Source organism: Cobetia sp. 14N.309.X.WAT.E.A4 (assembly GCF_030397495.1).
In the GTDB taxonomy this organism is placed as follows: domain Bacteria; phylum Pseudomonadota; class Gammaproteobacteria; order Pseudomonadales; family Halomonadaceae; genus Cobetia; species Cobetia marina.
Genome location: NZ_JAPNXT010000005.1, coordinates 131,614 through 149,530 on the forward strand (window position 1 = coordinate 131,614; position 17,917 = coordinate 149,530).

The 17,917-nt window shown below is 63.1% G+C and carries 15 protein-coding genes; 9 read left to right on the plus strand and 6 right to left on the minus strand.

Features of this window, described 5'->3' with window-relative positions; translation table 11 throughout:
* The first annotated feature begins 24 nt into the window (after positions 1 to 24).
* The 3 genes from otnI to OW493_RS08985 all read left to right on the plus strand — a co-directional run bounded on the left by otnI (position 25) and on the right by OW493_RS08985 (position 3,465).
* Positions 25 to 837: a 2-oxo-tetronate isomerase gene (otnI, locus tag OW493_RS08975; protein WP_077371187.1), complete on the plus strand. Its 813-nt coding sequence runs from the start codon at positions 25 to 27 to the stop codon at positions 835 to 837.
* A gap of 100 nt (positions 838 to 937) precedes the next feature.
* The gene (gene denD, locus OW493_RS08980; RefSeq protein ID WP_289863909.1) at positions 938 to 1,933 is read left to right on the plus strand and encodes a D-erythronate dehydrogenase; all 996 of its coding nucleotides are present in this window, start codon (positions 938 to 940) and stop codon (positions 1,931 to 1,933) included.
* Positions 1,934 to 2,088: 155 nt separating this feature from the next.
* Positions 2,089 to 3,465: a gluconate:H+ symporter gene (locus tag OW493_RS08985; protein WP_136939259.1), complete on the plus strand. Its 1,377-nt coding sequence runs from the start codon at positions 2,089 to 2,091 to the stop codon at positions 3,463 to 3,465.
* Positions 3,466 to 3,559: 94 nt separating this feature from the next.
* Here the strand turns inward: OW493_RS08985 and OW493_RS08990 are convergent, their stop codons facing one another.
* Complete coding sequence (locus OW493_RS08990; RefSeq protein ID WP_289863910.1) at positions 3,560 to 4,504, minus strand: hypothetical protein; 945 nt, start codon at positions 4,502 to 4,504, stop codon at positions 3,560 to 3,562.
* Between the two features lie 400 nt (positions 4,505 to 4,904).
* Between OW493_RS08990 and OW493_RS08995 the strand changes: the two genes are divergently transcribed.
* From OW493_RS08995 to OW493_RS09005, 3 genes are all read left to right on the plus strand, one after another.
* Positions 4,905 to 5,240 carry a hypothetical protein gene (locus OW493_RS08995; protein ID WP_240499702.1) on the plus strand — a complete coding sequence of 112 codons (336 nt, stop codon included), beginning with the start codon at positions 4,905 to 4,907 and terminating at the stop codon, positions 5,238 to 5,240.
* Positions 5,233 to 6,744, plus strand: a complete 1,512-nt coding sequence (locus tag OW493_RS09000; RefSeq protein WP_084208433.1) for a sodium:solute symporter family protein — start codon at positions 5,233 to 5,235, stop codon at positions 6,742 to 6,744. Before OW493_RS08995 ends, OW493_RS09000 begins: the two co-directional genes overlap by 8 nt.
* A 241-nt stretch (positions 6,745 to 6,985) precedes the next feature.
* Positions 6,986 to 8,212, plus strand: a complete 1,227-nt coding sequence (locus tag OW493_RS09005) for a diguanylate cyclase (RefSeq protein ID WP_084208434.1) — start codon at positions 6,986 to 6,988, stop codon at positions 8,210 to 8,212.
* Here the strand turns inward: OW493_RS09005 and OW493_RS09010 are convergent.
* The 3 genes from OW493_RS09010 to OW493_RS09020 all read right to left on the minus strand — a co-directional run bounded on the left by OW493_RS09010 (position 8,196) and on the right by OW493_RS09020 (position 12,573).
* A complete protein-coding gene (locus OW493_RS09010) occupies positions 8,196 to 9,815 on the minus strand; it encodes a sigma 54-interacting transcriptional regulator (protein ID WP_289863911.1) in 1,620 nt (539 codons plus the stop codon). The genes OW493_RS09005 and OW493_RS09010 overlap by 17 nt on opposite strands.
* A 65-nt stretch (positions 9,816 to 9,880) precedes the next feature.
* On the minus strand, positions 9,881 to 11,314 hold the full coding sequence (locus OW493_RS09015) for a hypothetical protein (RefSeq protein ID WP_077371203.1): 1,434 nt from the start codon (positions 11,312 to 11,314) through the stop codon (positions 9,881 to 9,883).
* 89 nt (positions 11,315 to 11,403) lie between these two features.
* Positions 11,404 to 12,573, minus strand: a complete 1,170-nt coding sequence (locus OW493_RS09020; protein WP_077371205.1) for an iron-containing alcohol dehydrogenase — start codon at positions 12,571 to 12,573, stop codon at positions 11,404 to 11,406.
* A 342-nt stretch (positions 12,574 to 12,915) separates the two neighbouring features.
* Here OW493_RS09020 and OW493_RS09025 point away from each other — a divergent pair, with 342 nt between their 5' ends.
* The 3 genes from OW493_RS09025 to OW493_RS09035 all read left to right on the plus strand — a co-directional run bounded on the left by OW493_RS09025 (position 12,916) and on the right by OW493_RS09035 (position 15,979).
* Positions 12,916 to 14,010 (plus strand): helix-turn-helix domain-containing protein, encoded by a 1,095-nt coding sequence (locus tag OW493_RS09025; protein WP_289863912.1) that lies wholly within the window; start codon positions 12,916 to 12,918, stop codon positions 14,008 to 14,010.
* A 63-nt stretch (positions 14,011 to 14,073) separates the two neighbouring features.
* Positions 14,074 to 14,928, plus strand: coding sequence for a trimeric intracellular cation channel family protein (locus tag OW493_RS09030; RefSeq protein ID WP_289863913.1), 855 nt, complete (start codon positions 14,074 to 14,076; stop codon positions 14,926 to 14,928).
* 160 nt (positions 14,929 to 15,088) lie between these two features.
* Complete coding sequence (locus OW493_RS09035; protein WP_136939265.1) at positions 15,089 to 15,979, plus strand: LysR substrate-binding domain-containing protein; 891 nt, start codon at positions 15,089 to 15,091, stop codon at positions 15,977 to 15,979.
* On the opposite strand, the gene OW493_RS09040 is transcribed toward OW493_RS09035, so the two are convergent.
* A complete protein-coding gene (locus OW493_RS09040) occupies positions 15,936 to 17,267 on the minus strand; it encodes a Y-family DNA polymerase (RefSeq protein WP_141391801.1) in 1,332 nt (443 codons plus the stop codon). The two genes, OW493_RS09035 and OW493_RS09040, sit on opposite strands and share 44 nt — an antisense overlap.
* Before the next feature lie 8 nt (positions 17,268 to 17,275).
* Positions 17,276 to 17,737, minus strand: a complete 462-nt coding sequence (gene umuD, locus OW493_RS09045; protein ID WP_284728943.1) for a translesion error-prone DNA polymerase V autoproteolytic subunit — start codon at positions 17,735 to 17,737, stop codon at positions 17,276 to 17,278.
* Positions 17,738 to 17,917: the final 180 nt, after the last annotated feature.

Sequence of the window (17,917 nt, forward strand, 5' to 3'; positions counted from 1 at the left end):
GTCTGTGACATCCAAGGATCTGACATGACCCGATTGGCCGCCAATCTCAGCATGCTGTTCACCGAGCATGACTTTCTTGATCGCTTCGCGGCTGCGGCCGACAGCGGTTTTCGCGGGGTCGAATATCTCTTCCCCTATGCCTATTCCCCGGAAGAACTGCGCGCAAGGCTCGATGCACACCAGCTGTCGCAAGTGCTGTTCAATCTGCCGCCGGGCGACTGGGAGGCCGGTGAGCGTGGCCTGACCTGTCTGCCGGGGCGCGAGGAGGAGTTCCGGGCCTCGGTGGCAGAGGCGATTCGCTATGCCGAAGCGCTCGACTGTCCCCGCGTGCATGCCATGGCGGGGCTGGTGCCGGAGGGGGCGGATGACGCCATGCGGGCCCGTTGCACCGAGACCTACCTCAGCAACCTGCGTTACGCCGCCGCAGAGCTTGAGAAGGTCGGCAAGACACTGCTGATCGAACCGATCAACCCGCGCGACATGCCCGGCTTCTATCTGAGTGGCCAGGCGCAGGCACGCGAGATTCTCGCCCGGGTCGGCGCCGCCAACCTCAAGGTGCAGTTCGATCTCTACCACTGCCAGATCGTCGAGGGGGACTTGATCCGCAATCTGGAGGCGCAGTTCGCACACATGGGCCATGTGCAGATCGCCGGCGTGCCGGACCGTCACGAGCCGGATGTGGGGGAAGTGCACTATCCGGCGCTGTTCGCCCGGCTGGAAAGCCTGGGCTACGACGGCTGGATCGGTTGTGAATATCGCCCACGCGGTGAGACGCGCGCAGGCCTCGGCTGGGGACAGGCTTTCGGGCTCAACGACGGCCTGTCCGGCACCGCCTGATCATCAGACAAGCCAGCAACAACGCCGATAACGCCAACAACCATAACAACGACAACACGCCATGGGCCGTCATGCCGACGGCTGGCAAGGAGTCCACACGATGCACGTCATGATTACCGGCGCCGCCGGATTCCTCGGTCAGCGCCTGACCGAGGCCCTGATCGACAAGGGCAGCCTGAACGGCCAGCCATTGTCACGCCTGACTCTGCTGGATCAGATCGAGGCGCCACGTCCCGAGGCGGCGTCATGTCTGGCAGCCGAACCGGCCACCTCGCCGGATGTCGAGATCGTCGCCGGCGACATCGCCGATGCCGAGGTGCTTGATCGCTGCCTGGCCGGTGAGCCTGCGGTGATCTATCACCTGGCAGCCGTGGTCAGTTCCGCGGCCGAGGCGGATCTGGCACTCGGCATGCGCGTCAATTTCGACGCGACTCGCCTGCTGCTGGAAGGCTGCGCGGCGCGCGGGTTGAGCGATACCCGACTGGTGATGGCCAGTTCGGTCGCCGCCTACGGGGGTGATCTCCCCGAGACGCTGAGCGACATGACTGCCCTGGTGCCGCAGAACTCCTACGGCACCCAGAAGGCGATGTCGGAGCTGCTGATCAATGATTACAGCCGTCGCGGTCTGGTGGATGGCTGCGTGCTGCGCCTGCCCACCATCATCGTGCGCCCGGGGCGCCCCAACGCGGCGGCCTCGAGCTTCGCCTCCTCAATCCTGCGCGAACCGCTCAATGGCGAAACCGCCATCTGCCCGGTACCGACCGAGCTTGAGATGTTCGTGATGTCGCCGCGTCGGGTGGTCGCGGCCCTGATCCAGGGTGCGGAAGTGCCGGCGGCTGATTTCGGCCTCTCTCGCTGCTTCATGCTGCCGGGCATCACCGTCAGCGTCGCCGAGATGCTCAAGGCGCTGGCAGATATCGCCGGCGAGCAGGCGCTGGCCCTCGTCAAGCATGAGCCTGACCCGCGGATCACCGCCATCGTCGGCAGTTGGCCGGCGCGCTTTGACACCCGCAAGGCGCGTGCGCTGGGCTTCGTCGGCGATGCCGACCTGCACGAGATTCTCAATGCGTATCGCGACGAGAGCGCCATCGCCTAGCCAGCGTTCGGGCATCTCATCCAGGACGAGCTCGCCAGACACCTTCGCCAGACCTGCTCGTCACACCCGTACGTCAATAACAACGATCGGTGACATGCCAGACGGCAGCGCCGACACCGCACGCCACACAATAACAATCGACAGGAGCATCACCCATGACAGACGCCGCCGTCGCGGGGCCACAGGTCATCATCGGCCTGGGTATCGCCATCTTCGTCATGATCTATCTGGTTTTGAAGACCCGCGTGCATGCCTTGCTGGCCTTGATCATCGCCGCCTCTCTGGCGGGGTTGATCGGTGGCATGCCGCCCAATGAGGTGATCAGTGCCATCACCACCGGCTTTGGCAAGACACTTTCCACCATCGGTCTCGTGATCGGCTTCGGCGTGATGATGGGGCGTGTGCTGGAGGTGACCGGTGCCGGGCAGCGCATGGCCTATGCCATCCTCAATCTGCTGGGCAAGAACAAGGAAGAGGCCGCGATGGCGCTGACGGGCTATATCGTCTCCATCCCGATCTTCTGTGATTCGGCCTACGTGATCCTCAACCCGCTGGTGCGTTCACTGGCGCGCAACAGCGGACGTTCGGTGATCGGTCTGGGCATCGCGCTGGCGGCTGGCCTGATCATCACCCACTCTAGCGTGCCACCGACCCCGGGTCCGCTGGGCGTGGCCGGTATCTTCGGTGTCGACATCGGTCTGATGATCGGCTGGGGCCTGGTGATCACCGCCCCTGCGCTGATCGCACTCGTCATCTATGCCCGTATCATGGGCCCGCGCATCGAGGCGATGCTGGAGGCCCAGCCGGGTGGTTTCGAAGGTAGCGTCAAGCATGACACCGACAGCATGCTGCCTGAATCGGAGCTGCCGTCCCTGCTGATGTCCTGCATGCCGATCGGCCTGCCCATCGCGCTGATCTTCCTCAACACGCTGGTCAGCGCCGTGATGGGCGATACCAGCAATGCGCTCACCAGTACCATCGCCTTCATCGGCAACCCGGTGATCGCCGTGGGCATCGGGGTGCTGGTCGCCATCTATGGCCTGATGCCGAAGACCCCCAGGCAGGAAGTCTTCGATCATCTGGAAAAGGGCGTCGAGACGGCGGGGATCATCCTGCTGGTCACCGGTGCCGGTGGTGCACTGGGCTCGGTACTGCGTGCCAGTGGCGGCGGCGATTACATCGCCATGCAGGTCGCGGCACTGGGGCTTCAGCCGCTGTTGATCCCGTTCATCATCGCAACGCTTGTGCGCTTCATCCAGGGCAGTGGCACGGTGTCGATGATTACCGCAGCCTCGATCTCCGCGCCTATCCTGATGGGCATGCCGGACGTCAACATGGTGCTGGCCGCGCAGGCCGCCTGTATCGGCGCGATGTTCTTCAGCTACTTCAATGACAGCTATTTCTGGGTCGTCAATCGCATGCTCGGCGTCAAGAGCACCAAGCATCAGATGCTGGTGCTGACCCTGCCGACGACACTTGCCTGGGCCATCTCCATCATCACGCTGCTGATGCTCAACGCCATCGTCGGTTGAGCCAGTCAGGACAGTCTGCTGCAACAGCAACGCCGGGCCTCATCGAGGTCCGGCGTTGCTGTGTTGAGCTGCGTGTTCTTGAACCGTGTATCCATCAGCCCTTGAGCTGCTCCTGATAATCGATCCTGTCGCTCTTGCCGATCAGCGCCTTTCGGGTCTTGAGATAGATCACCGGGAAGGACAGCACCAGGCAGAGACATGCGGCCCACCAGGGGTAGGTCAACCCGGGACCCAGCCCCTCGGAGAAGTGATCGATGAGGGCGATGATGAGGGAGGAGAGGAAAGGCAGCATGAGCAGAAGCACCATGACCAGAGCCAGCAGAGGTTTCCTCATCCTGCGTCGCCAGAAGAAGTGCTTGCCGTACTTCTCCAGGACACCATCGATGTTGATCTTGTCGTCATATTGCAGCACGACCATGTAGCCGTGGTCAGGGCTTCCCTGGCGTGCGAGTCTCAAGAACGGGAAGAGAGTCCGAAACGGTGGCGATACGCCGTCAGGGACATGGGCACCAATGACGGATATCTCCTCGCCGAGGGCTGGACGGACGATGTCATCAGCCCCGGGAGGCAAGATCAGGCGGGTATTGCCCAGATAGTAGTGGCGAGTGGTGATCTTTCTGGGGTTGCTGGAGTGATAGCTGATGCCTTCATGTGTCTGTTTCCATCCCTGTCTTTGAAATCTGTCCTCGATTATCGAGTCCGGAGGGGTAGTGGGGGTCGAGGATGTCACTTCCTCAAGCTGCCCGGTCATCCGTCCTGCCGTCGGTGGCATGCCATGACGGGCGTGGTAGGGCAGGCTCATGAGAAACAGGCCCACCCACACGATGACGATCACCACCAGGTTGGCAGGCCAGGGAAGGCTGTCCTTCGCCGGGAAGAGCAATGGCGCCATCAGGAATACGCATGAAAGACCCACCAGCAGGATGCCTACCAGCGCCAGGCTCCAGGCGGTATATAGCTTGCGTCTGCGGATCGGGGCGACATATTCCTGTTCGTGTTGAGTGAAATATCGAATGTCCTTTTCGAAGATGGGGGTCACGGTACCAATGCCTTGTCGGTAGATGAGGGAGAGCTCGCTCAGCGCGCTGCAAGTGAGCGAGGCGTCTCAGGAGGTGGCTCTCGGCAGAATTTCTGCTCAGGAGGCCTGGGGACCAAGCACCTCTCGATGCTCCTCGGTTGAATGCGTCTTGTCTGATGAAAGATCGCGCGAACGCTACCACAGCCAGCCGATGCCCTCCATTCAGCGCTGGTGGAGACTCATCGCATCCGCATGACCGGACTCTGCCCTGACTCTGACCGGATGAGGAGATCGAGCACGGCCACTGACATCCCCGGCGGTCAGACCTTTTACCCTCATGGCAACTCCCCAGCCGCGCTTCAAGCGGCTACACTGCGCGCCGAGATTTTTCATTCACTCCCTGTTCATATCGGAGCTTGTCTTGGCTACGCCTGACACCTCGTCGTCTTCCTCTCCTTCCTCCGCGCCGGACACCGGCGAGGTTGCCTCCACGTCACGCCTGCCATGCGTCGTCATGCCTGCCAGCTGGCGGGGCTGGAGTCTCTTGGCGGTCTTTCTGCTGTTGATCGCGCTGGGTATCTGGCCGGTGATCGGCTGGGTCAATCAGCAGAGCTCGCTGTGGGGCATGCCGTCGTTGATCCTCTGGAGCTACCTGATCATCTTCGCCTGCAGCGGGGCCATGCTGCTGGGCAATCGTCTGTTGCCGGATGAGGAGGATGGCGCACCGCGCGAGGATGAGAGGGCGTCACATGAGTGAGTCACTGACCCTCACGTCCTGGCAGGGCAGCGTGCCGCTGATGATGACTCTGGGCTATATCGCGCTGGCGATGCTGATCGGCTTGGGCGCGCGCGGCGGCCGACGCATGGATTCGCTGGAGCAGTGGGGTGTGGCCGGCCGCTCGATGGGGCCGATGACACTCTATCTGTTGATCGCGGCGGGCAGCGTGAGTGCCTACACCTTCATGGGCGCGCCGGGCTGGGCCTACAGCAAGGGAGTGCCGGTCTTCTATGTCGCGATCTATCTGGCCTATCTGGCGCTGGTGGCCTGGTACTTCGGGCCCAAGGTGTGGAAGTTCGGTGAGCAGTTCGGGCATGTCACCCAGGCAAGCGCGATCGCGGATCGCTATCAGAGCCCCGCACTCGGCGCGCTCTCGGCGCTGGTGATGTCGATCGCCTCGGTGGCCTATGCGGTGCTGCAGACCATCGGCTCGGCCTACATCCTGCTGGTGATGAGCGGCGGGCGTATCCCGCTGTGGGCCGGCGTGCTGCTGGTACTTGCGGCGATCGCCGTGTATCTGTTCGTCAGTGGTCAGCGCGCCATCGGGCGTACCAATGTCTTCCAGGGCGTGCTGATGGTGGTGGTGGCATGGGTCATCGGCCTGTGGGCGGCGCACCTGGCCACGGGGGAGTGGGGCTTCAGCGGAGTGTTCGAGCGCCTCGAGCGTTCACATCCCGAGTATCTCCGCCTGCCGGGGGCGGGGGGCGACATGAGCTTCAGCTTCTGGACCACCTCGATCATCGTCTCGATGCTGTCCTTCATGCCGCCGGTGTGGACGCAATGGATGAGCGCCTCCTCCGCGCAGACTATCCGCCGCAGCGCCAGCTGGCTGCCGACCTACTACGTGGTGATCCTGCCGCTGGTGGTGGTGGGCTTCATCGGCATCTTCAGCCTGCCCGAGCTTGAGCGTGCCGATACGGTGGTGCTGGAGTACGCGATGGCCAACATGCCGGTCTGGCTGGTGGGGCTGCTGGGGGCGGGGACGCTGGCTGCCTCGATGTCCTCCAGCGAGCCCTTCATCCATTCGGTAGCCCTGAGCCTGAGTCGGGATGTGCTGCAGCCCGGGCTCAAGCTCAGTGATGCACGCGCCGGCCAATGGGCACGGTGGCTGATCTTCCCGGTGATGTTTCTGATCATCGCGCCGCTGGCCATCATCGAACCGGGCAATCTGGTGATGATCCTGCTGATCGGGCTGGGCTTTGCCTCCCAGGTGCTGCCGGCGTTTCTCGGCATGTTCTTCTGGCCGCGTGCCTCGGCCGCCGGGGTGTCTGCAGGCATCTGCGCCGGCTTTGTCGTCACGGTGCTGTTGACCATCGTCTGGCCGCATCCGCTCGGGATTCACGCCGGTTTCTGGGGCCTGATGCTCAATCTGCCGGTCTTCGTGCTGGTCTCGCTGATCACGCGTCCCGTGGACGAGGCCGTCACGCGTCGCTTCTTCCGGATTGCCGCGCCGTGGCGCTTTTCATCGCCTGCCGATCGCTGAGGGCGCACTGCCGATTGTCGCCTGCAGGGGGAGAATCACGGGTGACGAGCGAGACGGGAGGGACCCCGTCGCCTCGTCCCACCCGCCGGGGCGTGGGGGCAATGTCCGTGGTCTCGAATATTTGGACAATCGTTTGACAAGCGTGAACGATTGTCACGTTTGGCCCTCATGCCTTATTCACCGGTGTCGCCTTGTATAGAGTGTGATCATTGATTGACTGTCCTCAAGGGAGGGGGCGTGGATGAATGATCTGATGGTACAGGTGGACAGGCAGATACACCGCAACGGCGGGCTGGGTATCGATTTCCCGGACGAGATCGAGGCGCGGTTCGAGCGGGACATCCACGCAGAGCGCAGTCACAAGCTTGTCTGCATGGGGGCGGTGGCGATCAGCATCTATGTGCTGTTTCTGATCAATGACTGGCGCTTTCGGCCGGATCACATGCTGGAAGCCATCATCATCCGGGTCGGAGTGATGACGCCCATCGCGTTGCTCTGCATCTACCTGCTCAAGCGCGGTGTGACGCCGGTGTTGCGCGAGATGCTGATGACCGCTCTCGTGTGCTTCGCGATGATCTTCACGGCCCTGTTGATCCAGTTGTCAGTGTCACCGCATTCCTTTCTGGATCTGTTCGCGCTCGGGCTCATCGTGCTGGTGGGAAATGTCCTGTTCCAGCTGCGTTTCTGGTACGCCCTATGTTCCTCGGCCTTCCATTTCTGCGTGATGCTGTACCTGGTCACCGCCCATCCTGCCCCCTATGAGTCGGCAGGGTTCATGGCGTTGATGGTGTTCTTCTCCATCACGCTGTTTTCCATCATCTCCAATCTGCGCAGCGAGAAGGCCGAGCGGCTTTCCTACCTGTTGCTGCTGCGCGAGCAGTTGCGGGTCGAGGAGTTCACGGAGAAGAATGAAGAGTTTCGGCGACTTGCCTCCATCGACCCCCTGACGGAAGTCTACAACCGCCGCCACTTCGACAGCCTGGTGAGTTCCCTCATCGGCAAGCAGGTCGATCGCCGACTCCAGTACGGCGTCGCCATGATCGATGTCGATCAGTTCAAGGCCTACAACGATCACTACGGTCACGTGAAAGGCGATGTCTGCCTCAAGCGCATCGCGACGGCCATCTTCGAAAGCGTGCACCCCGATGTCGACATCGTGGCGCGTTTCGGGGGGGAGGAGTTCGTGGTGCTTCTGCCATCCTGCTCCCCGCAAGCGGCGCTGGCGCGAGCGGAGGAGATTCGCGAGCATGTCAGCGGACTGGCGCTACCGCATGCGGGCAATCCGCAGCAGGGGATCGTCACCATCAGCGTGGGGGTCTCCGCCGCTGGCAGCGGGGAGGATTACGACTTCGAGAATATCCTGAATCAGGCGGATGAAGCGCTCTATCACGCCAAGGCCAGAGGCAGGGACCGCTGCGTGCTGTCACCTCGCTCGCTGCCCGAGACCCCGGTCACTGCTGACGCCTGATGGCGTACTTCTGCATCTTCTTGACCAGTGTCGATTGATTGATGCCCAGCGAGGAAGCGGCAGCACGCGTCGTGGCATGTCGCTCGAGCGCCCGGTGGATCAGTTCCCGCTCCAGGGCCTGGGTGCATTGCGTGAGTGTGGCGTGGTTCTCGCGCACTCCGGCAGGTATCGTCGCAGCGGCAGAGGGGGCCGCGAGACCGCCTGGCCCCAGGCATTCGGCGGGCAGCATGTCCGTGGTGATGAGCGTATGATGGGTGGTGACGACCAGTCGCTCGACCAGGTTGATCAGCTCACGGATGTTGCCCGGCCACTGATGCGAGGCCAGCAGTTCCAGCACCTCGGGATCGAAGTGGCGAACGCGGGCATGGCGTTGGCAGAAGTGACCCAGATAGTGGCGTAGCAGCGGGATGACCTCACCACGGCGCTCGCGAAGCGGGGGCAGCGTGATGGGGACGACGCTGAGGCGATAATAGAGGTCTTCGCGGAAGCGCCCCTCCCTCACGCGAGCGGCCAGGTCATGATGTGACGCGGTCAGCAGGCGCAGGTTGGTCCGCCTGAGTTCGGTTCCTCCCACGGGCATGAAACGTTGCTCCTCGACGACCTTCAGCAGCTTGGCCTGCAGCGAGAGTGGCAGGTCGCCAATCTCGTCGAGAAACAGCGTGCCACCATTGGCCACATCCAACAGCCCCTGTTTTCCCCGGGCATTGGCACCGGTGAAGGCCCCGGGCGCATAGCCGAACAGTTCCGCCTCCAGCAGTCCTTCGGGCAGGGCGGCACAGTTGAGTTCCAGAAACACGCCGGCAGAGCGTTCGCTGTGCTCGTGAAGGTAGCGGGCCAGCAATGTCTTGCCCGTGCCCGTCTCGCCCTGGATCAGGACCTTCACATCGGTGGCGGCCACGCGTTCTGCCAGCGCGAAGCAAGCGGCCGTGGCCTCGCTGGTGACGAGTTCCAGTGCCTGCTCGTCGGTACCGGCGTTGACGCTGTAGGTCTCGTGCAGGGAGTGCAGCTGGCGAAGCTGTTCCTGGGCATGCTTGGCGCGCAGCAATTCGGTGATATCACGCACGCTGGTGACGACGTGACTCAAGGCGCCATCCCGCGCGTGCATGGGCAGGCCACTGACCAGGATCTTGCGGCCATCGTGCAGGCTCTGGACCAGAGTGACGGGCTTGCCGTCCCGGATGACCTCCAGAGAGACCGACTTGGAGATATAGCCCCTGCGCACCAGTTCCTGCATGTGCCGGCCCAGCACATCGCTGCGCTTGAGCCCCGTGATGCGCTCATAGGCCTGGTTGATGGCCACGGTCACCCCGAGGGCGTCGGTGATGTAGACCCCGTCGTGCAAGGCATCCAGCACTCGCTGCACCGGAACCTCGGCCAGCAGGTCCGTGGCGGTGTCCGGTGGGCCGTCCGGCCCGGCGGCGAGGGTGCGCTGATTCGACCGGGCGAGGCGTTCCTTGCGCTCGGCGGCGGATTCCACTTCCTGGCGCGTCAAGACGCCGATCACCTCGCCGCGGGTGTCGATGACCTCGACGGCCTCCAGTGACTGACGTTCCAGCAGTGCCAGCGCCGCTTCCAGCTTGAGATCCTGTTCCACGTTCTGCATTGAGGGTTCCCCTGACAGAAGCCCCCGCGCGCTCAGGCGGCGGGGGGCCATGGGGTAACGATACGTCAATGCGAGGATGTCGTGGAAACGGTTGGCGTCACGTCACTGGCGGGAGCGTCGATATCGCCCTTGCCGAGATCGCGGCTGAAGGTCTCGTCGTTTTCCCCCGAGAAGAAGCGCTTGCCGTAGATCAACAGGCACAGGGCGATCCCGATTCCGAAGGCCCAGGCGGCGCCCTTGATCACCAGAACGGCGGCGATCACGCCGGCAATGCCGAGGTCACGCTGGCTGCGGGCTTCGAGAATCCCCAGTCGCACGCTGACATAGCCCTGGATCAACAGGGTCAGTGCCAGCGCGATCCCCAGAATGGGCTGGACCAGACTGACGATGGGCAGCAACAGCAGGCCGGTATTCGTGCCCCAGCGGAAGGAGCCTGAGCCCCCGAACAGCGAGTGCATCGCCTGCTTGCCTTCCTTGTAGCGCTCGACCACGACGACCTGCATGGCGGCCCACAGCGGCCCGCACATGGTGACGTCCGGACCGAACAGGCTCATCAGCGTATTGCGGCCACCGAAGATCATGTGGGCACGGTTGGCGTCGTAGTCGATCTTCTCGTCAGGCCGTGACTCATCGGCTTCCTCGACCAGCGCCTTGGATTGCAGGACATCGCCGAACAGCACGATATAGGCGGCCAGTACGGTGGGCAGGGCGGTCAGGAACATCGACAGCGGCGGCAAGCCCACGCCAAAGACGGTGTACTGGCTGAACATGGTCACGAAGTCCGGCTGACTGAAGCCCCACTGCACGTCAGGCCAGGCGGCCTCGCCGACCAGCGGTGCGACGATGATCGCCAGCAGGATGATCGGGAAGATCCCCAGCTTGCCCAGGTTGCCCCAGAACGGATTCGAGGTCTTCAGCCTTGCGAAGTGGCGCGAGAAGATGATGTAGAACGCCAGACCCACGGCGATGCTGATGGTGATGGGATAGGTGTCGAAGCGTCCGCCTTCCTTGAAGACCACGCTGATCGCGGCCAGGCCTGCCCCCATGATGATGCCGGCCTTGATGGCAGAGGGAATCAGGTTGACCACCTTGCTGGCCAGCCCCGTTCGCCCGAGCACGATGGCCAGTATCCCGAGCATCAGCTGGAAGGCGATCAGGGCATGCACCCGCGTCTCGCCCTCGGGGAAGGTGGCCACATAGGCCATCAGCAGAGGGATGGCCGGCGTGATCCAACCGGGAATGACCGGGTCGCCCAGCAGATGGTGAACGAGATACAGCAGCCCGTTGAGCATCACGATGGCCAGGGCGGCTTCAAACGGCATGCCCAGCAGCTCCGTCATCAGCGGGATGGCGGCGAGATCCACCGCGCACATCAGAAGTCCCTGCAGATAGTCGGGCAGCTCGAATCGGTAGTGCAGGAAGGGCAGGCGAATCTTGAAAGGCCCCAGGGCGTAGTAGGGGCTTTCCTCTCCGGGTTGGCGGGTTTTCCAGTGGCTCATGATGGCGTTCCTGTTGTTATCGTTATTCATCTTCACCTGGGGTGGAGATGGTGTTCACGAGAAGGGGCAGTGCTCATGCCTGGCGGGCTTCACCAGGCGGCGCGATAGATGCACTCGATGTCGTGCTGGGTCAGTTGGCGCGGATTGTTGCGCAGCAGGCGTTCCACCTTGACGGCATCTGCCGCAAGCGAAGGAATATCCTTTTCGGAAATGTCGAAATGGCGCAGGCCACTGGGGATGTCCACGTCTCGGCACAGCTGGTGCAGGCGCTCGACGACCAGTTCAGCCGCGGCCTCATCCTTGAGTGCATGATGCGCAGTATCCAGTGCCTCAGCGATATCCCGGAAGCGTTCGACGCAGGCCAGCGCATTCCAGCGCATCACATGCGGCAGCAGCAGGGCGTTGGTCACGCCATGGGGCAGGTGGTAGCGCCCGCCCAGCGGGTAGGCCAGGGCGTGGACCGCACCGACCCCCGCATTGCCGAAGGCCATGCCTGCCAGCAGACTCCCCGTGGCCATGGCTTCACGCGCCTCGAGATTGCCGGGATTGGCATAGGCCTTGGGCAATGCCTTGATGATCAGGCGCATGGCCTTGATGGCCAGCGCATCGGTGATGGGCGTGGCGAAGTTGGACAGATAGGCCTCGATGGCATGCACCAGAGCATCGACGCCGCTGGCGGCAGTGACATGGCGGGGACAGCTGACCGTCAGCTCCGGGGCGACGATGGCGACGTCCGGCAGCAGGTAGTCATTCACGATACCTTTCTTCATGCGTGCTTCGGTGTCAGACAGAATGCCGATGTTGGTGACTTCGGAGCCGGTGCCTGCCGTGGTCGGCATCGCGATCAGCGGTGCACCACGCACACGGGCCTTGTCTTCCCCGAACAGGCTTTCCAGATCGCCGTCATGGGTGGCGTACACCGCCACGCATTTGGCGATGTCCATGGCGCTGCCGCCACCCAGCGCGATCAGGCCATCGCACTGCGCCTCGAGGTAGACGCTCATGCAGTCCTCCACGATGTGCACTTCCGGCTCGGCACTGACCTCGCTGAAGATGCGGTAATGGGTCAGCTGGCCATTGGCCTTCAGTACATCGAGCTGATCCGTGATCGGCTTGAGGGTACCCGACCCCAGCACACCGGGGTCGGTGACCACCATCGGGCAGCGCATGCCCAGGCGAAGGATTTCTTCACTGAGGCGTGATGAGGCCTGTTGGCCCGTTATCAGGCGGTGGGCGGATTTGAAGCTGGCGATGCTCATGGCGATATCCTGTCCTGGATGACATGGGGAAGGGCGCTGGTTGGCGTCTCCTGTCATGATGGATAGCAAATGGCATGCCAGTTTCTTCCTCTTTTCAAGCCACTGAATTCAATGGGTTTTTATTGAGTTTTCGCCTAAGGTCGCTACGCCCAAGGTCGATGTTCTGATGCCATATGGAATCACTCGCGTGGCTTGAGTGATGCGTTATGTCATCAGACGCGATGCGATGATGGCAGGTGACAGACGATCGAAAGCCGTGATTCTGCACGGGTCACTGGTCTCTTTTCCCCAATGTCATTATCGTTTGATGAAAACCGCCGAAGGATTGATGAAAATCGCCATATGCCTGATACCCCGACCGCGCTGGACATGAAGCCCTTGAACACTGGCGCGCATCCCTACCCGCGGCCGGATTCACCGCCCGTGCTGGCGCCCGGCGCCGCCGAGAATACGCTGAATGTCTGGCTGGTACCGCGCTTCTCGATGTTGACGCTGTTCTGCCTGCTCGAGCCCTTGAGGGTCGCCAATCGCTTCGGGCGGGATCTGTTCGCCTGGCGGCTGTTGTCAGCGGATGGTGAGGCGGTGGTGGCCAGCAATGGGGTCCGTATCGATGTCGATGGTCGCCTCGATCAGCTGATGACGGGGGAGCCCCGGCAGGCACCGGAAGCGGTGTGTGAACAGGCCTCGGCATCCATGGCCCGGATGCGCCTGATGGTGGTGTCGTCCTATGAGCCAGAAGCGAGTGTCGACAGTGAGTCGCGTGCCGTGCTGCGCTGGCTGGCGGCCCATGGTGCCTGGCTGGGGGGACTGGATACTGCCCCCTTCATTCTGGCGCGGGCCGGTGTGCTGGCGGGGCATCCGGTCGCATTGCACTGGGAAAGCGTGCCGGCCTTTCAGCAGGAGTTTCCTGAGCTGGACGTCAGCTCGGCCCCTTATGAATGGCAGGGTGAGCGTCTGACCGGCTCCGGCGGGGCGGCCAGCATCGACATGATGCTGGCCTGGATCGAGCGGCTCTATGGCCCTTCGCTGGCCGATGCCGTGGGACGTCAGATCATGCACCAGCGCACGGCCGTGAACGTGGAGAGCCCGACTCCGCGCGATTCGTCGTTGCCGCGCAGTGTCGTGCGGGCGCTGGCGGTGATGGAGGCCAATCTTGCCCAGGCCCTGCCCATTCCGGTGGTCTGCCGGCTCGCGGGGCAGTCACAGCGCCAGCTGACGCGCCTGTTCGTGGCGCAATTCGGCGAGACACCCAAGCAATGCTATCTCGGCATGCGTCTGGATCATGCGCAGCGGGTGCTCGCCGACAGTCGGGTCAGTGTCTCCCAGGCGGCCTTTGCCACGGGATTCACCCATCTGGCGCACTTTTCTCGTGCCTATCAACAGCGTTTCGGTGAGGCACCCAGCGTGACGGCGCGTCGCGGACTGGCCGCTGAATGAACGGCCATCACGCTCGCGTGTGGCGCATGAATGTCAGTTTCGACGTCTGAGGATGCTATGGGTATGAACTGGATAACCTGGCTGGACCTGGCCGGTGTGATGATCTTCGCGCTGACAGGCGTCGTCGTGGCCTGTCGTTCGCGGATGGACCCGATCGGCATGCTGGTGCTCGGCGCCGTGACCGGTATCGGCGGCGGCACCCTGCGTGATCTGGTGCTGGGCATCAGGCCGGTGTTCTGGGTCGAGCAGCCGATCTATCTCTGGGTGATCCTGCTCACGGTGGGCGTGGCGACATTGGGCTTTCACTACATTCACCGCCTGACGCGGGTCTTTCTGCCCGTGACGGATGCCTTCGGCCTTGCGCTGTTCACCGTGCTGGGCGCTCACAAGGCCCGCACGATGGGGGTAGACGGCATCGTTGTCGTGGTGATGGGCACCATGAGTGGCGTGGCAGGCGGCATGATCCGGGATGTACTGGCGCGCCGCGTGCCGATGGTGCTGCGTCAGGAAATCTACGCCTCGGCGTCGCTGGCGGGCGGGATTCTCTATATCGCGCTGCTCGAGCTCGGGATGCCGCTTGCCTGGGCGACAGGCGCGGCCATCGTGATGGTATTGATGATTCGACTTCCGGCCATCTACTGGAATCTGACGCTGCCGACCTTCGCCTGGGTCATCATCCCGCCACCGGACCTGTCAGCGAGTGGTGGACCCCGCACGTCGGGTACGCCCTCAGACAATCAGCGCGAGCAGGGTGACGCTGAATTCGCCACCACCCTGGGGGGCTCAGTGGGGCTCAGCAAGCTTGAGGCCTCTATGAAGATCGACCAGCCCCCCGAGCCGCCGATGCTGCCACGTCGTACTCCCAAGGCCCGGGTGCGCATGCTGCGCCCCGGCGAGAGCCGGCGAGGCAGGAACTGAGCACGGAAGGCCATGGCGTGATCGCTTGGAAGCGGTGCGTGACTGTGGTGCAAGAAGTGCCTGACAGGTGCCGATCATTGCGATTTCTGCAAAGATACGGGCCGAAAAAGGGGTCATCAAGGTCTGACAAGGGCCATCGTCTTCTGGGAGAAGTTTCATCATGCGCAGTCGCTCACAAGACCTTGAATGGTTGCTGGCGGTGGTCGACAGCGGAGGGTTCAGTGCTGCCGCCAAGCAGCGGGATGTGCCCGTGGCCAAGGTGTCACGGGCCATCCAGCGGCTGGAAAGCGAGCTTGAGACACCGCTGTTGACTCGTACCACTCGCAGCGTCGCCCTGACGGACGAGGGGCGTGCTTTCGTCGAGCGCATCAGGGAAGGGCTGCAGCAGTTGAGCGAGGCCGAAGACGTCTTGCGTCAGCAGCGTGATCAACCCAGCGGCCGTCTGCGGGTCGATGCCGCCAGTCCTTTCGTCCTGCATCAGCTGGTGCCGCTGGTGGGAGAGTTCGAACGTCGCTATCCCGGCATTTCCCTGGAGCTTTCGGCGGGTGACGACATCATCAATTTGCTGGAGCAGCGCACCGATGTCGCCATTCGCATCGGCGAGCTCGAGGATTCGACCCTGCATGCCAAGGTACTGGGGCGCTCGACCCTGCACCTGGTCGCCAGCCCCGCTTATCTGGCAAGGCATGGCACGCCGACGAGCGTCGCGGCGCTGGCGGCGCATCGCCTGCTGGGGTTCCTGCCGCCCAGTCGCCTGAATCGCTGGCCACTCAAGGGTGCGCCCCGGGAGCTGGAAACGACGCCGCACCTTTCCACCTCCAGCGGTGAAGTCATGCGCCAGCTATGCCTGGCCGGCCACGGCATCGCGCTGATCTCCCGCTTCATGCTCGCCGATGACCTGGCGTCGGGCGCTCTGGTGGAAGTGCTGCCGGGGCAGGTCCAGTCGCCCAATCCGCGTGAGCTGATCCAGGCGGTGTACTACCGCAACAGCACGCTCTCGCCCCGTATCAGTGCCTTTGTCGAGTTTCTTGCGTCGCGCCTGACGTTGTAGGGAGCCGAGGGGGGCTCCCCAGTCGCTTCAGCTCCTGCCAGCGGGTGGTATAGCGTGAGCTGCGATGCGCGCAGCGCAGCTGCCAGGCGGCATCCGGGCGCGCGACGCCCAGACGCACGGTGCCACGACCCATCTTCTGATTCATCGCATCCAGTGTCGCCATCAGCTGCTGGTTGCGTTCTCGTCTGGCGATATCGGCTTCGCTGTCGAGCAACGAGAGCTGCTCTCGGGGCTGGTCGATGAGGTCCAGCAGCATCACGCCTGCCTTCATGAAGCGATAGCCGCGCAGATAGATACGCTCGAGCGCCTGATGGGCGGCGGCGAGTATCTCGCGGCTGTCGCTGGTCGGTTCGGGGAGTTCGATGATGGTGCTGGGCGAGTATTGCGGGAGATCCGGGCGGTGGCGGTTGCTCTTGAGGAAGACCAGCACGGCACGTGTCTGGCTGCCCTGATGGCGCAGCTTCTCGGCGCCGCGCTGAGCGTGCTGGCGAATGGCATCCTTGAGCTCATTCATGTCATCGGTCATGCGGCCGAAGGAGCGTGAGGTCATGATGCGCTGACGGGCATCATCGGGGTCGTTCATCTCGAAGCAGGGCGTGCCTTGCAACTCGCGCACGGTGCGCTCCAGCACGACGGAATAGCGCTGACCGATGGCGCGCGGGTCCGCACAGCGCAGGTCCCAGGCGGTATGCAGCCCTTGCAGTGCCAGCCGTTCGACCAGGCGATGGCCCACGCCCCAGACATCGCCCAGCGGTGTGTCTTCCAGCAGGCGCTGGGTGCCGACTTCGGCAGGTTCCAGCACGCAGACACCGCCGAATTCCGGCCGCTTCTTGGCGGTACGGTTGGCCAGCTTGGCCAGGGTACGAGTGGGGGCCACGCCGACACATACCGGGATGCCGGTGAACTTGCGCACATTGCGGTGCAGGGTACGACTCAGCGCCAGCATCGCGTTGCGGTCAAAGCCATCGAAGCGCACGAACATCTCGTCGATGGAGTAGGGTTCGACCCCCGCGCTGTATTCCTCCAGCACGTCGCGCACGCGCGCCGACATGTCGCCATACAGCTCATAGTTCGAGGAGAGCAGGTGGATGCGACCCTCGCGTACCAGGGATTGCAGCTGGAAGGCCGGGGTCCCCATCTCGATGCCCAGCGCCTTGAGTTCCTGAGAGCGCGCGATCACGCAGCCGTCATTGTTGGACATCACCCCCACGGGGCGGCCTTCCAGGCGCGGATCAAAGACTCGCTCACAGCTGGCGTAGAAGTTGTTGCAGTCGACCAGCCCGATCATCGGCGCGCTCATACCGAGTATTCGTGGATGACGGAGCGCACCACCCCCCAGACCTGACACTCGAGATCGACGATAGCCACCGGCGGATACAGGGCATTGCCGGAGCACAGATACGGCCGCTGGCCGATCAGTTCGTAGCGCTTGACCACCACCTCGCCCTCGACCAGCGCCACCACGATATGTCCGGGGCGGGCGTCGATGGAGCGATCCACAACCAGGGTGTCATTCTCGTAGATGCCGAAGCCTTCCATGCTGTCACCTGCCACCGTCATGAAGAAGGTCGCTGCCGGACGCTTGATCAGCCGCTCATTGAGATCCAATGTCCGGCCAGCGTAATCCTCGGCCGGTGACGGAAAGCCGGAAATTCCCGCACGCCCCGTGATGTGGGGGTATGGCAGCTCACATGGCGCAGGAGCGGGATGAGGGCGAGCCAACGTCTCGTGAGTGGCAAGGGGGGCAGATGCGGTCATGGAAAGCTCTCCTGTCATGGCTGTATTTATATACAGTATCCGTGGCAGACAAGCGTTAGGCAACCGCTAATATGCAAAGCCGCCTCAAGTGAAAGTGGCCGCTGCGAAGCCCGGATGGCGAGGGTGTTATGCTCGGCATCGGCGAATGCCATCGGGCGCAAGGTCCGGTGTCGACGTGAA

Excerpts from the sequence above, each read along its gene's own strand:
- denD (WP_289863909.1), top strand. The coding sequence starts at position 938 with ATGCACGTCATGATTACCGGCGCCGCCGGATTCCTCGGTCAGCGCCTG.
- OW493_RS09005 (WP_084208434.1), top strand. The coding sequence starts at position 6,986 with ATGAATGATCTGATGGTACAGGTGGACAGGCAGATACACCGCAACGGC.
- OW493_RS09030 (WP_289863913.1), top strand. The coding sequence starts at position 14,074 with ATGAACTGGATAACCTGGCTGGACCTGGCCGGTGTGATGATCTTCGCG.
- otnI (WP_077371187.1), top strand. The coding sequence starts at position 25 with ATGACCCGATTGGCCGCCAATCTCAGCATGCTGTTCACCGAGCATGAC.
- OW493_RS09025 (WP_289863912.1), top strand. The coding sequence starts at position 12,916 with ATGCCTGATACCCCGACCGCGCTGGACATGAAGCCCTTGAACACTGGC.
- OW493_RS09015 (WP_077371203.1), bottom strand. The coding sequence starts at position 11,314 with ATGAGCCACTGGAAAACCCGCCAACCCGGAGAGGAAAGCCCCTACTAC.
- OW493_RS09010 (WP_289863911.1), bottom strand. The coding sequence starts at position 9,815 with ATGCAGAACGTGGAACAGGATCTCAAGCTGGAAGCGGCGCTGGCACTG.
- OW493_RS09000 (WP_084208433.1), top strand. The coding sequence starts at position 5,233 with ATGAGTGAGTCACTGACCCTCACGTCCTGGCAGGGCAGCGTGCCGCTG.
- OW493_RS08985 (WP_136939259.1), top strand. The coding sequence starts at position 2,089 with ATGACAGACGCCGCCGTCGCGGGGCCACAGGTCATCATCGGCCTGGGT.
- OW493_RS09040 (WP_141391801.1), bottom strand. The coding sequence starts at position 17,267 with ATGATCGGGCTGGTCGACTGCAACAACTTCTACGCCAGCTGTGAGCGA.
- OW493_RS09035 (WP_136939265.1), top strand. The coding sequence starts at position 15,089 with ATGCGCAGTCGCTCACAAGACCTTGAATGGTTGCTGGCGGTGGTCGAC.
- OW493_RS09020 (WP_077371205.1), bottom strand. The coding sequence starts at position 12,573 with ATGAGCATCGCCAGCTTCAAATCCGCCCACCGCCTGATAACGGGCCAA.
- umuD (WP_284728943.1), bottom strand. The coding sequence starts at position 17,737 with ATGACCGCATCTGCCCCCCTTGCCACTCACGAGACGTTGGCTCGCCCT.